Below are 13,543 nucleotides of genomic sequence, written 5' to 3' on the forward strand. Positions count from 1 at the left end.
GGTCACCAGCCCAGCAGGGCGAACGGGTCGTGGCCGCCGGCTGCGGCAGCCGGTTGAGCGGTGTGCGCGGCGGATGAGGCGAGGCCGGTGGGGACCTTGAGCCAGGCGTGACGGATCCGTCGGGTGGAGAAGCCCCGTTCGCGGGGCGAGAACGAATGCGGGACGTCCTGCAGGGTGTCCTCGCCGGAGGGGTCGTCGAAGGTCGCGGCCAGATCGATCCGGTGCGGGGAGAACGGTTCCGGGCCCCGATCGGCCCGTCGACGGTAGGCGTTCCTGGCGGCCTTGCCGGCTTGCCAGGGCTCCTCGGCCAGGACGTCTTCCAGCGTGCCGTCACGCACCGCGCCGAGGGTGATCGGCTGGGTGGGGACGCAGGAGCGTCGGCCGAGGGCGAGCGGAAATGCGGGATGGCGGATCGCATCGCCGAGCGTGGTGACGAAGGCTGCCGGGCCCTGGACGGCGGCGACGAACACGGCGTCCTGGAGGTAGTAGCGGTGGGTGACGTGGGTGTCCTTCGCCGGGGAGGTCGGCTTCTGGACGCCCTTGGCGTTCACGCCGGCCTGCGGCAGCGGCCGGCCCCGGTAGTCGCTGACGGTGTGGTAGTCGCGCAGCAGCGTTCCGGGCTGGTCGACGCGCACGCCCAGGCGCAGGCCGACCAGGTCGGAGATGTCCGCTTCGCGGGGTCGGCCCGCGGCGGCGGCGAGCAGGCCGACGATGCCGGACTTGGTCGGCTGGGGCCGGCTGTCACGGCGGTTGAACGCGCTGTGGTCGCCCCAGGACTGCAGCGGTCCGGCCAGGCGCAGTACGAGTACTGCCTGTTCCTCGTGCTGGGCTGCGGGGGTGGGATCGGCGGGCATCAGTTGTCGTTCACCCGCTCGGTGAGGACGGTGCGCAGACCGTCGCGAAGCTCGGTGAAAGTGCGGTTCGCCCCGAAGGCCCCGTCCAGCTTCTCCCCCGTCTCGTCGGTGTCCGTGTCGGTGCCCAGGGTGTGGCAGATGCCGACGTACAGCGGGCTGTCGCCCCATTGCGCGGTGGCGGTGGCGAACTCGGTGGCGAGGCGGCGCGCGGACTCGGCGGCGATGCCCCGGCTCGCCGGGACGGGGTTCTCGTACGCGGAGACGAGGTTGACAGGCTGGTCCGCGCGGACGGCCACGGCGACCAGGCTGGGGCGGGTGCGGTGGGCGAAGGAGTTGCCGTAGCCGGTGGGCATGGAGCGGGCGAAGGAGTCGACGAAGAGGTCGACGGCGTCGACGGCGGCCTTGTCGTCCCCGAGGTTCTCGCGAAGCTGGTGCAGGCCGACGGTGGCATAGCGGTAGAGGGTGGCGGAGTTGAAGCCGATGGTGCCGATCATTCCGGCGCCGGTCTCGTCCGCGGTGTTCTCGTCGTCGACCGCCGTGTAGTAGTCGAATTCGAGCTCGGTGGCGTGGGTGGAGATCGCGTGCGCGACCTGCGTCGCGGCATCGACGTTCAGGCCGGGGATGTCCGCGACCATCCGGCCGAACAGCGCCACGTCCGCCGGGTGCCCGCTCTGCAACTGGTCCTTGACCGGCAGGGCCTTGACGGCCTCCTCCAGTGCCTTCGCGTCGAGGGTGGCGAGGTCCGCGGCGGTGTCGGCGACCAGGCCGACGATGCCGTCCAGCTGGCGGCGCCCGTAGAAGAGAAGGTAGGCGGTGTCGCCTTCCTTCTTGCCGGCGGAGATCCCGGTCGACTTGATCAGGGCGCCGGCGATCCGCTGCGCGTCCTCGGCGGGGATGCCGCTGCGCTCGGCGATGCGCTTGGAGAGCTGGGAGGCGATCCGCTTGGTGCGGGTGGCGAGGTCCTGCCGGTCGCGGCTCTCGGCGAAGTGGAGGCGGGTGGCGCGCTTCCAGGCCTGGGAGGAGACCCGGGAGCGGCGCTTGCCGCCGAAGTACGCCTCCTTCGGGTTGCCGTTGTCGTCCCGGTTGAGGTTCGCCGGCGGGACGGTCTGCAGGATGTGCACGTCGATGTAGAGGCGGTCGGTCATGCGCTTCTCCTTGAAGTTTGACGGTTTGATCGGGGAAGGTGCGGTCAGTCGGCGGTTTCCTGGTCCTTGCCGCTGTCCTTGTCCTTGTTCTTCCACGCCTGGTAGCCGATGGCCCACTTGGCGCGGACATCCGGGCGGCGGTCGGTGTGGTGCCAGGCCCGGATGTCGGCCATCAGGTGGTTGTAGTCCAACGGCTGGCCGACGGTGCGCAGTTGGGTGATCAGGCCGCGAAGGTGGACCAGCAGAGCGGACACGCTGGTGGCGCCCGCGAGTTGAGCGACCCGGGTGTCGAGCGCCTCCTCGCTGAACTTGCCGCTTCGGCGCAGGGCGCGCAGTGCCTGGCCGAGTTTGACGCCGCGGCGGTGCATCGGCTTGGACTGGCTCTGCTGGTGAAGGCCGAACAGGGCCAGCGCGGCGTGCTCGGCCTTCTGCTCGTCGGAGACCTCGTCGCGCAGCGCGAGGACGTCGTCGACCTCGCAGCTGTACAGCGGCCACATCCTGGGACTGTCCATCGCCGACCGGCCAAGGCCCGACCGCATGGCCGCGAGGTCCTCTCCGGGCGGCCTGCCCGGTTGTCCGGTGCGGGGATCGATGCGCCAGGCGTGGTCGTAGGCGGTGACCCTCTCCCAGTACGGGAGTCGCCTGGGGGCACTCTTCTGCTCAGTGGTCAAAGTCCGCTCCAGGGTCGGCTTCGAAGTCGTAGTCGGGTCCGGTCACTGCCAGGCGGGCAGCCGCAGCCTGTTTGCGGGCGTCGGCGTAGCGGGGCAGGATCTCGTCAAGCTGTCGCCGGAAGTTGGCGCCAGCCGTGCCGAGACTGTAGGTCAGCTTCTTCCCCGCCTTGCCGGGCTGTTCGACGGAGCGACCGCCGAAGGTGGAAGCGGGCGCGGCCAGCAGAAGGGCGTTGGCTGCCTCCCGTGCGCGGCGGTGGGCGACCTGCTCCCAGGCAAGTCGGCCCCGGTGCAGGAGGTCCTCGTCGCCACCGGCTCTGCGGACGCCGGCGAGCACGCGGCGCACCAGCGGGTCGAGGACGTGCAGGAGGAGTTCACCCGGGCGCTGGCCCTTGTCCCAGGGAATGGGGTCCGCCCCCGCGGCCCGGCGCAGGTCGGCGGAAAGGTTGTTGACCGCCCGCGCCAGCTGTTCCGCCTGCTCGGCCACGTCCAGGAGCAGGTCGTGGGATTCGCTGTCCTGGCGGAGGGCGAGCAGGGAGAGCGGGATGGAATCGTGGATGACGTCCTCGACCACGGCCGACTGGGTGCCGTACACCATGCCGAAGGTCTCGACCTGCAGCGGATAGTCGATGTCGAGGCTGCCGATCTCCCGCAGCCCGCTGATCTCGTCGAGCAGGACGCTGGTCTCGAAAGCACTCTCCGGACCCTGGCGGGTCGCGGAGAGAAGGGCGTCCAGACCGCGCCAAGCGGCCTTGCCCTGGGTGTGCCGGCGCGGTCGGCGCTCGGGCCGCGCTGAGGCGGACTTCTTGGCCGGGGCCGTGAACGTCCAAGCGGTATGCGGCTCCCGCTCGTCCATGGGCGTGAGGCGGTCGCCGGCACTGACGACCACTCGGGCCACCTTCAGCCGCCCGGCCTCGTCCTCGTGCGGGATGAGGCGGATGCGCCGGGCCTGCCAGGTCCACAGGTCGAGAAGGCCCTCAGCCTCCCGGGGCTTCCACACGGGACCGTGCGGTCCTCGCAGCCACTGCGGGATGCCCTCGGCGCTGGTCGGAGTGACCGGGAGATTCAGCAGGAGGGTTTCGTACAGGGTGCGCCCGATGGGGACGATGACGCCGAGCTGCCCGAGCGGGCCCGTCGGGTTGCCCGTCGTCTTGCCCGCCTTGACCTGGTCGTCGCCGACCACACCGGTCTTGATCGCCGCGGTGTCCCAGCAGTGCGCGTGAACGAGCCAGTGGGCGGCCTGGGCCGGCGTCAGGTCGAGCGGGTCCGCGTCCGTACGGCTGGCGAACAGCGGAACGTTGTTGCCGCTCGCCGCCGTCGCCACCAGGGCCGCGGCGCCCTTCGTCTCGTCCTTGGCGGTACGCAGCCCGGCGACCTGCCCGAAAGGGTCCTGCGGGTCGAAGAGGTCGAACCGTGCGCGGTTACCGTCGACGTAGGTCCGGATTGCGCGAAGTTCGTCCTCCGTGAACCCGCTCTCCCTGGCTAGTCGCTGGCCCTTCTCACGGAGGGTTCGAGGCGCGCCGGTGGCGTGGGCGACGACGGGCAGCAGGACCTGGCGCAGAACAGCGGGCAGCTGGGTGGAGAACTCGACTGCGATGCCTTCGAGTTCGTGGGCCCGGGCCAGTACCTCGGCGATCCCCAGCTCCAGAGGAGGTCCGCCGTCGGCTGGCCGCACCGTCAGCCACGGTTCGTCGACAAGGTTGTACCCGGGCACGCGCCCATCTCCCAACTAGTTACGTCTACGTCGGCAGTTGCTTCATCATCGCACCGCCTGAACCCGGTCATGGACCGAAATCCATGAACTTCCGCCAATTCACGTTAAGTTGTGGGCGCGTGAGCGGAGATCACACTCCACCTGTTCCACGGCGCACGCTACCTGTGTGCGGGCCCGCCGCCGACCACGAGGCCGAGCAGGTCGTCGTAGCGCAGCCGGAAGTCGCCAAGGACGGCTTCGCCGTTCTCATCGAGTTCGAGGGCCAGGCTGTACCGCAGCCACGGGTGGTCGCGCCACCCCGCCAGCGGGCCGAGAGCCTCCTCCGCCGCTGCGGTCAACTTGGCGGGCAGGCGCACCGTCCCGGAGAGCACGTCGTCCAGCAGCTCCGCCGTGACCTCGCCGTTCGGCCCGAGCCTGCGCCCCGTCACCGCGTAGAACCCGTCCTCCCCGATGCGGTGCACCAGGACAACCTCCAGGCTCCGGTCCCCGTCACGGACGAGCGCCTCGAAGCCTCCCTCGGTCAGCCTGCTGTGGGCACCGAAGTGCAGGCCCTCCAGGGTGGGCGCTGCGTGCTCGCCGGCCCGGGTCAGCACATACTGGGCGGCCTTCGCGCGGCGCTCGGCCTGCCGTTCCTCCCACTCCTTCCGGGCCTCCGTCTCGGCCTCGGCCCACTCGGCCGGGACAACGGGGCTGGGCCCGTACACGTCGGCGACCAGGTGCGGCACCTGGCCGGGGATGCTCCACGCGCCGTCGGCCGCCCCCGCCGCGCGCTCGACCTCGGCGGCCGTGCGCAGCAGCAGGTAGCGGCCGTAGATCGCCTCGGAGGCGCGCAGGATCTGCGGTGCGCTCCGGTCCGCGAGATGGATTCCGGTGACGGCGACGACGGGCCGTGACAGGAGGTGGGGGCGTTCGACGCCGTCACGGCGGTGGAGGCGTCCGATGCGCTGGAGGAGCAGGTCCATTGGCGCGAGGTCGGTGATCAGCAGGTCGGCGTCGACGTCGAACGACTGCTCCGCGAGCTGGGTGGCGACGACGATCAGCTGGCTGGGGCGCGCGGCTCCGTCGCCCGGCGGTCCGAGGAGCTTCAGCACCTCCCGGGTACGGTCCGCCCGGTGGCCCGCGTGGAGACGGCCGTGCAGGAGCCGGACGTCGGTGCCGAACTCCTTGTGCAGGGCTTCGAAGGTGGACTGGGCGCGGTCCACGGTGTTCCGGATGACCAGGGCGCATCCGCCGTCGACCAGCCGCTCCCTCAGGTAGTCGACGACGACCGTGTCCGGGCGACCGCCGATGCTGTCCGGGAACGTGCCGCTGCGCGCCGGCGGTTCGCCGAGCACCTCCACCCGCACGGTCAGGTCTTCGCGCCAGGAGTCAGTGCTCTCGACCAGCGCCTCCGTCCGGCCGTCCTGCCCCGACCACACCGCCGTCACGCTCGGATACCCGTCCGGCTCGGGGACTTCCAGCGTCTCCGAAGCCTCCGCCGACCGCGTGCCGGCCAGGTAGGCGGCGGCCAAGCGGCGCCGCTGATCCGGTGGCAGGGTCGCCGACAGCAGTACCACCGGCACACCGGCCTTCCCGAGCCACCACAGGCCCTCCAGCAGGAACTGCGACATGTAGACGTCGGCGGCATGCACCTCGTCGAGGATCACGACCTTGCCCACGAGGCCGGCCATGCGCAGCATCACGTGCTTGGTACGAGTCGCGGCGAAGAGGAGCTGGTCGATCGTGCCGACCGCGAACGGGCTCAGCAGGCCACGGCGGCGCCCGAGGAACCACTCCGCGGGGGCTCTGCGCTCGCCGCCCTCGCAGCCGTCGAAGCAGTCGGCTGGCACTCCGAACTCGTCCACGCCCACCGACGAGTAGCGGGCATCGGCGTCCTGGCCCCACTCTCCCGTGCCCTCAAGCAGGCCACGCCACTCCTTGTTGAACATCCGCTTGCCGTGCAGCAGCACGACCTGGCCGTCCAGCCCATCCTCGACCTTGTCGATATTGCCCAGCCACGCCCGGAGTTGGGTGAACATCGGGTCCGCGGTCGCCTGCGTCGGCATGCCCAGGAACACCCCGTCCGCGCCGAAGCGCGCCGCCAGCACCTCGGCGGCCACCAGCGCCGTCTTCGTCTTCCCCTCCCCCATCGGCGCCTCGACGATCACCAGGCCGGGCCCGCCCATCCGGCGCACCACGTCCAGCACCAACTCCTGGGACGGCCGGGGCCCGTGGCCGAAGCGGTCTTGGAACACCTCCGGGCCGGGAACGGCCAGCTGCCCCCAGCCGCCGCGCAGCCCGAGCCCGGACCAAGCACTGGTGGCCCGCTGCCGTGCTCGCGGCATCGTCGCCTTCGCCAGGTCGGGCTCGCCCTTGAAGTGCGTCTCGTCGCTGGCGATCCAGTCCGCCATCACCACGAAGCCGGACAACTGGAGCTGCACGGCACGGCTCGGCGCCGACGCGGGCTCCACCCCGATGAGCGGCGATCCACCCTCGTAGCCGAGCTCCCGGGAGAACACCTCCACCAGGGCCGACTGCGCCGACTTCCAGACCCGGCCCTTGCCCTGGAGATCCTCCTTCTTCGGAGCCAACTGCCCCACCGTGGGGAACAACCCGTGGTGGCCGGCGACCAGCGGCCACACCCAGTCGACCTGCTCCTGTGCCCAGCCCGCCCTCTCAAGGAACATCCGCAACAGTCGGCCGCCCGCCTTGTCGTGCCGCCAAGGCATGCCGTTCACCGCGTACTTGTCCCACGAAAGCCCCGCCGCGCGAACGGCCGCCTCCCCGGCCGCATCGAACCGCTGGAACGCCGGCGTCGCCTTGCCCAGGTCGTGAATCCCGCACAGCCAGGAGAACAGCCTCCTCCCCCGACCGGCGCCTCCCGCCACGGCGTCGAGCTGCCGCCGCGTCACCTGCGGCAGATAGTGGTCCCAGATCACCTCCGCCACAGCAGCGGTGTCCAGCATGTGCGACAGCAGGAGGTTGACCGAACCGGCGGCCTTCCCGGCCGACTTGCCCCACAGCGCACCCAGCCAGGCCCTGACCTCGGACGGATACCACTGCCAGCGATCCTCGACCACCGTCTCCACCTCCGCGCACGGGTACTCTGCGGAGCGTAAGACACGCCACTGACAACGCACTTCGGAACATGGAGAGATGAAGGCAGTTGCATCGGATTCGCTCCGATCGAACCGAATCAGCCGGCGCCCCATGACACCAAACGTCGCAGGTCAGTGTCGGCCCAGCGCTCGCGGGGGTTGCTCCGAGTCCGGTGGGTCGGTGAAGACCACTACGGTGTCGGCCGCGCGGTCGCGGGGGTTGCTCCCTGGAGACGGACAAGGGCCCGCTGGTGACGGAGTCGACCCCGCGCTCGCGGGGATTGTGTCCGAAGCGGCGCTCGATGCCACACGCCTCAACAGGTCAACCCTGCCCACACGAGGCACGCCCGGACCTTCGGTTGGCAGCGTGAGGATGCGGTGTTAACTCCGCATGCCCTGAGGTTGCGTGTTCAATTCTCTCGGCCCAGCATCCAGTCAAGAGGCGTCTTGGGTGGATACGCTATGGGCGATGTCGGAACCGCGCTCGCGGGAATCGCTCCACGGTAGCCCAGCTTCGCGCAGGCGACTCGCTGTTGGCCCCGCGCTCGCGGGGATCGCTCCTCGACGGTCGGACTGCCTGGGCCGCAATGACGCCGCCACCACAGCACTGGCCGCACAACACGGTTGCCCACCTCCGAACAGGAGCTAGATAGTTACGACTTGACTGACAGTCACTAGGCTGCCCGGCTGTCGGCCCAGCTGGTACTGTGCTTCACGGCACAACCCCCGTTCGCTCCGCGAAGGGAGGTGACATGAAGCGACTGATTGCCAAGGTTAGGGAAGCTGTCAGGCGCAACCTGGGCCACGAGCCTCGGGGCGCGCATTGGTTGGTCTACGGTAAGGACGCAGCCGTGTTGGCCCACGCGCTGGCCGGAATTGCCGTGTACCTGCACCACTGGTAGCTGGCCCCGAGGCTTCGTGTTTCCCGTTGGGGGGCCGTTTCGCACCAACGGGGCGGCCCCCTGACACTTATTAAACTACCCTGAATTCTGCATGCCTGGACAGTGATTGCCACTGCAAGCTCCACTGTTGGAGTGTAGGTCCACCATCACATTGGCCTTCACACTCTCCGGTCCACACCTGGACGAGGGAGCGATGGTACATGTCCCCGGCGCCTCACGGCGACAATCTACCGCTGGTGTAATGGACTTGACGACAGGCGCTTGCATGGAGCGGCAAGAGCCCCTCGTCCGCCCCGCGCGCGGGGGTTGCTCCAGGTCGGCGCCACCGCCGGGGTGCAGTACAGTGTCGGCCCCGAGCTCGCGGGGGTTGCTCCAGGTGCCGGCACCAGTGAGCGACACCCACGCCGTCGGCCCCGCGCTCGCGGGGGTTGCTCGGCGAGGTAGTTGGCGGTGGTGGTCTTGGTTGAGTCGGCCCCGCGCTCGCGGGGGTTGCTCCTCGAGGTCCGCGCGCTCGCGGTCGGTGGAAGGTCGGTCCCGCGCTCGCGGAGGTTGCTCCAGGCGGGCGGCCTGGATGAGGGTGGCCTGGACGTCGGCCCCGCGCTCGCGGGGGTTGCTCCGGCGGCCAGCCGCGCTCGATCAGCAGGACGCAGTCGACCCCGCGCTCGCGGAGGTTGCTCCCGCATCCCGCTGCCTGGCGGCGCGTGGGCGGAGTCGGCCCCGCGCTCTCGGGGGTTGCTCCAGCATCTCCGGCTTGTCGGATGGGTGCGCGGCGTCGGCCCCGCGCTCGCGGGATTACTCCTTGGCACCGCCGCGGGCGGCGGCCCGGGCGCGGTCGGCCCCGCGCTCGCGGGGGGTCATTCCTCGCTGTTCGCGCTGGAGCGTGCCCTCGCCGAGTCGGCCCCGCGCTCACGGGGGGTTGCTCCCAGATCGCGAAGGCCCTGAACTCGGACGGCGAGTCGGCCCCGCGCTCGCGGGGGTTGCTCCGCGCCGTGGCTCCAGCGCGCGTCGGGCTGGATGTCGGCCCCGCGCTCGCGGGGGTTACTCCAGGGTTTCCATGGGCATGATGGTGACGCCGTCGTCAACCCCGCGCCCACGGGGGTTCCTCCCGCGTCGGCAGCGAGTTCTCCGCCTCCGGGGCGTCAGCCCCGCTCTCGCGGGGGCACGCCTCCTTGCGCATGAGCAACGCGCAGTCCGACATGTCGGCCCCGCACTCGCGGGGGTTACTCCTAGTTACGCCTTGCTCTACCGGTCGGCCCCGCGCTCGCGGGGGTTGCTCCCCGGTAGGGATGACCACCCCGTCTGTCGAGCAGTCGGCCCCGCGCTCGCGGGGGTTGCTCCTTCGAGAAGGAGAAGGAGGCCCTCGCCTTCCTGTCAGCCCCGCGCTCGCGGGGGTTGCTCCCCGATGATGCAGCTGGTCGTCACCGTGCAGACGTCGGCCCCGCGCTCGCGGGGGTTGCTCCGGTGTCGGCCTCGACGAGGTCGACCCGTCGATGTCGGCCCCGCGCTCGCGGGGGTTGCTCCGCAGGCGCCGCCACCGTTGTTGCGCTCGTCGTGTCGGCCCCGCGCTCGCGGGGGTTGCTCCACGTCCGACGTCCGCGAGTCCCCGGCCCTGGCGTCGGCCCCGCGCTCGCGCGGGTTGCTCCAGATCCGACAGCAAGTAGCGGCCGGTGAAGAGGTCGGCCCCGCGCTCGCGGGGGTTGCTCCGTGATCGGGTTTCCGAGCCGGGACTGGGCTGAGTCCGCCCCGCGCTCGCGGGGGTTGCTCCTCCCAGTCGCGGTAGATCTCGATGGAGTGGCCGTCGGCCCCGCGCTCGCGCGGGTTGCTCTCATCGTCTGCACGAGTGGCGCCGCTCAGGTGTGGTCAGCCCCGCACTCGCGGGGGTTGCTCCTCCTAGTGCCGTGCCCCGGGGTGCTAGCGCACGTCGGCCCCGCGTTCGCGGGGGTTGCCCCTTCAGCGGCCACCTGATCGTGACCATGCGTACGTCGGCCCGGCGCTCGCGGGGTTGCTCGACCATCGATCTGCCCCGCTTGGGTGCGGCATAGACTGTTGCGAGCGACGCGCGTGAGCGGCCTCGGCAGTAGGCGGTACTCAGTACCCGGTCGTTTGCCTTGGCCTAGCCCGAGATGGTCTGATGACCCATCAGATGCGGTCAGCAAGAGGTCAGCATAGGTTCGAGCAAACGCTGTAAAACGAGCTCAAACATGAGACTCACACGCTGGTAGCGCCGCTCAGCCATGAGGCGCCGGTGCCTGCGCATCCCTTCGCGCTAGCTTCGGCTAACGCCCAGCGCCCCGCTGAAAAGCGTACAACGCGGCATGCGATGGGACATCCTCACAGGTCAGAGCGCGGTGTCCCATCGTCGCCCACACAAATGGTGCTCGCTCGACGCCGCCACCAACCCCCTCTGGATCGCCCGCTACGCCTCCACCGTCGGCACCCTCCCGAACGGCTGGAGCTACCAGACCTTCTGGCAGTACGCCGACTCCGGCACCTTCCCCGGCGACCAGGACTACTTCAACGGCGCCCCCGACCGCCTCCACGCCCTCGCCCTCGGCTGACCCACCACACACCCACCGGTGCAGGGCACCCAAACCCGCCCCGCACCGGCAGCAGCCCCGCCGCCCCGGCCTGGCCGGGGCGGCGGTCTTGGGGCGGGCGCCCGCTACTCGAAGGCCCTCAGGGGGTCCTCGCCGTCGGTCCACCGGACGTCGAGCCGCTGGCGGACCAGGAGCCAGCCCTCGGGGCCCCGGCGGAACTCCCAGTCGTAGGGCCCTCCCATGGAGTACGGGGCACCGGCACGCCCGGGTGTGGCGACCGCGGTGAACCACATGTAGCCGATGCCGGTGGCCCGGTCGCCGTCGACGTCGACGTGCAGGTTGAGGATGTGGTGCTGCATGGCCGCGTACGGCGCTTCCGCCTCCTCCACCTTCGCCCGGATCGCCTCCCTGCCGCGGATCGTCTCCCACGGTCCGAACTCCAGGACCGCGTCCTCGGCCCAGCACTCGATCCAGGTCTGCCAGTCCTTGCGGTCCAGCGCCCGCCATCCGCGCATCAGGAGGGTGCGCAGCGCCTCCTTGTCCTCCAGGATCCGCAGTCTGCGGGCCGGGTCGTCGTCGGTGGTGCGGTGCGGCACGGCGGGTTCCGTGCCGGAGGGGGTCACTGGGCGCTCGCGGTGGGACGGACGACGATCTCGTTGACGTCGACCCCGGACGGCTGGGAGACGGCGTAGGCGATGGCCCGCGCGATCGCGCCGGCCGGCAGTGCCACGGCGCGGTAGGCCTCCATGGCCTTCCGGGCGACGGGGTCGCCGATGCCGTCGGCGAGTTCGGACTCGGTCACCCCCGGGGAGACGAGGGTGACCCGGATGTCCCCGGTCGACTCCTGCCGCAGTCCTTCGGAGATCGCGCGCACGGCGAACTTGGTGGCGCAGTAGACGGCCGCGGTCGGGGAGACCTCGTACGCCCCGACGGAGGCGATGTTCACGAAGTGTCCGCCGCCCTGGGCGCGCATCAGCGGCAGCGCGGCGGCGATGCCGTGGAGGACTCCTCGCACGTTCACGTCGATCATCCGGTCCCACTCGTCGGTCCTCAGGGCCGCGAGCGGCGAGAGCGGCATCACCCCGGCGTTGTTGACCATCACGTCCAGGCGGCCGAAGCGCTCGCGGGCCGCGGCCACGAAGGCCTCGACGTCGGCCGCGTCCGTGACGTCCAGCCGCCGGAACGCCGCGGTTCCGCCGCCCTCGGTGATCTCCCGGGCCACCGTGTCGAGGCGGTCGGTACGCCGCGCTCCGAGGAACACGCGGTGGCCGTCGGCGGCGAGGAGACGGGCCGTCGCCTCGCCGATCCCGCTGCTCGCGCCGGTGATCGCCACGACCTTGCCTGTGTCTGTCATGCCTGCTGTTTCCTCTCGCTGTGCGGATCGGTCCTGCCCGACCGAGTCTGGGCAGGACGGCGGCCGCCGACCAGGACGGCCCGTGCCTGGGTGCACCGCACCCGGGCACCGCACCGGCGTCGCGGCCTAACCTGACGGCATGACCGACGACAACCGCCTCGGGGAGTACCTGCGCGCACGCAGGGCTGCCCTGCGACCGCAGGACATCGGCATCGCGAGCCACGGCGTGCGCAGGGTCGCCGGGCTGCGCCGCGAGGAGGTCGCCGTCCTGGCCGGAGTGAACGCCGACTACTACACCCGGCTGGAACAGGGGCGTGAACGCCACCCGTCGGCCCAGGTGCTCGACGCGCTCGGCCGCGCCCTGCACCTGTGCCCCGACGCCCACGCGCACCTGCACCGCCTGGCGGGAACCACCCCGGGCACCAGGCCCACCGGTACCACGGACCGGGTCCATCCGGCCCTCCGGCAGCTGCTGGACGGCTACCCGGCGGCTCCGGCCTTCGTCGTCAACCGGACCCTGGACGTCCTGGCGGCCAACGCCCTGGCCGAGGCCCTGCACTCACCCTTCGAACGGATGGACAACCTGGCCCGCATGACGTTCCTCGATCCGGCGGGCCGCCGGTTCCACATCCGCTGGCGCCGAGCCGCGGAGGCCGTCGTGGCGCACCTGCGCGAGGCGGCCGGTGTCGACCCCGACAACCCCCGGCTGCGGGACCTCACCCGCGGCCTCACCGAGCGGAGCGCCGACTTCGCCGTCCTGTGGAGCAGCCACGTGGTGCGCGGCAAGACCCGGGAGGCCAAGCACCTGCTCCACCCGGACGTCGGGCCCCTGGAACTCGCGTACGAGACCTTCGACGTGCGCGCCGAACCGGGCCAGCAGCTCGTCATCTACCAGGCGGAGCCCGGCAGTTCCAGCGCCCGCTCCCTCAGCCTGCTCGGCTCCCTCCACGCCGCCCCGGTCCCGCCCGCCAGGTGACCGCGGCATCCGGCGCCCGTCGAGTTCTTCCAGCATCTGGGCCGCCCGCTCCGCGGACGGACGCCCGTCGCACTGCGAAGCGGCCACCCGCCGCCGATCCCCAAGGCTCGGTACGGAATCCGCCGACGAAGGCACCACGAAGGCGAGTTTCGCCCATTCCGTCGCATCGCATGGCCTGCTGAGGGAGGCCCGGGCCGACCATGGATGTCATCCGCTCCACCCCGGTTCCGGCGTACACCGGCGGATCCGGGCCATGGAAGGAGCACCCGGTGATCCTCGACCCGCACATCCGGTCCACCCGGCCCGACCGGTCGGC

General features: G+C 71.1%; 9 protein-coding genes and 2 CRISPR repeat arrays. Of the genes, 2 read left to right on the forward strand and 7 right to left on the reverse strand.

Annotated features, from left to right (window positions below; all coding sequences use genetic code 11):
- Positions 1–2: 2 nt before the first annotated feature.
- The 5 genes from cas5e to cas3 form a co-directional block, all read right to left on the reverse strand.
- The gene (gene cas5e / locus ACIRST_RS26060; RefSeq protein WP_402804713.1) at positions 3–854 is read right to left on the reverse strand and encodes a type I-E CRISPR-associated protein Cas5/CasD; all 852 of its coding nucleotides are present in this window, start codon (positions 852–854) and stop codon (positions 3–5) included.
- Positions 854–1,999 (reverse strand): type I-E CRISPR-associated protein Cas7/Cse4/CasC, encoded by a 1,146-nt coding sequence (gene cas7e, locus ACIRST_RS26065; RefSeq protein WP_402804715.1) that lies wholly within the window; start codon positions 1,997–1,999, stop codon positions 854–856. Before cas7e ends, cas5e begins: the two co-directional genes overlap by 1 nt.
- 44 nt (positions 2,000–2,043) lie before the next feature.
- Entirely contained in the window at positions 2,044–2,670 is a 627-nt protein-coding gene (casB, locus tag ACIRST_RS26070; RefSeq protein WP_402804717.1) for a type I-E CRISPR-associated protein Cse2/CasB, read from the reverse strand.
- Positions 2,660–4,381, reverse strand: a complete 1,722-nt coding sequence (casA, locus tag ACIRST_RS26075) for a type I-E CRISPR-associated protein Cse1/CasA (protein WP_402804719.1) — start codon at positions 4,379–4,381, stop codon at positions 2,660–2,662. The genes casB and casA overlap by 11 nt, the downstream gene beginning before the upstream one ends.
- Positions 4,382–4,539: 158 nt before the next feature.
- Positions 4,540–7,440, reverse strand: a complete 2,901-nt coding sequence (cas3, locus tag ACIRST_RS26080) for a CRISPR-associated helicase Cas3' (protein ID WP_402804721.1) — start codon at positions 7,438–7,440, stop codon at positions 4,540–4,542.
- A gap of 1,204 nt (positions 7,441–8,644) precedes the next feature.
- Positions 8,645–9,466: a CRISPR direct-repeat array (repeat unit 20 nt; unit sequence GTCGGCCCCGCGCTCGCGGG).
- A gap of 32 nt (positions 9,467–9,498) precedes the next feature.
- Positions 9,499–10,370: direct repeats of the CRISPR family, unit length 29 nt; unit sequence GTCGGCCCCGCGCTCGCGGGGGTTGCTCC.
- 338 nt (positions 10,371–10,708) lie between these two features.
- Here cas3 and ACIRST_RS26085 point away from each other — a divergent pair.
- Positions 10,709–10,918 carry a GH25 family lysozyme gene (locus ACIRST_RS26085; protein WP_402804723.1) on the forward strand — a complete coding sequence of 70 codons (210 nt, stop codon included), beginning with the start codon at positions 10,709–10,711 and terminating at the stop codon, positions 10,916–10,918.
- A gap of 104 nt (positions 10,919–11,022) precedes the next feature.
- Here ACIRST_RS26085 and ACIRST_RS26090 read toward each other — a convergent pair whose 3' ends face one another.
- Positions 11,023–11,493, reverse strand: coding sequence for a nuclear transport factor 2 family protein (locus tag ACIRST_RS26090; protein WP_402804725.1), 471 nt, complete (start codon positions 11,491–11,493; stop codon positions 11,023–11,025).
- Positions 11,494–11,516: 23 nt separating this feature from the next.
- A complete protein-coding gene (locus ACIRST_RS26095) occupies positions 11,517–12,251 on the reverse strand; it encodes an SDR family oxidoreductase (RefSeq protein ID WP_402804727.1) in 735 nt (244 codons plus the stop codon).
- Positions 12,252–12,390: 139 nt separating this feature from the next.
- On the opposite strand from ACIRST_RS26095, the gene ACIRST_RS26100 reads away from it, so the two are divergent.
- On the forward strand, positions 12,391–13,227 hold the full coding sequence (locus ACIRST_RS26100) for a helix-turn-helix transcriptional regulator (protein WP_402804729.1): 837 nt from the start codon (positions 12,391–12,393) through the stop codon (positions 13,225–13,227).
- Positions 13,228–13,543 lie beyond the last annotated feature (316 nt).

It is taken from the genome of Kitasatospora sp. NPDC101447 (assembly GCF_044767225.1).
GTDB lineage: Bacteria > Actinomycetota > Actinomycetes > Streptomycetales > Streptomycetaceae > Kitasatospora.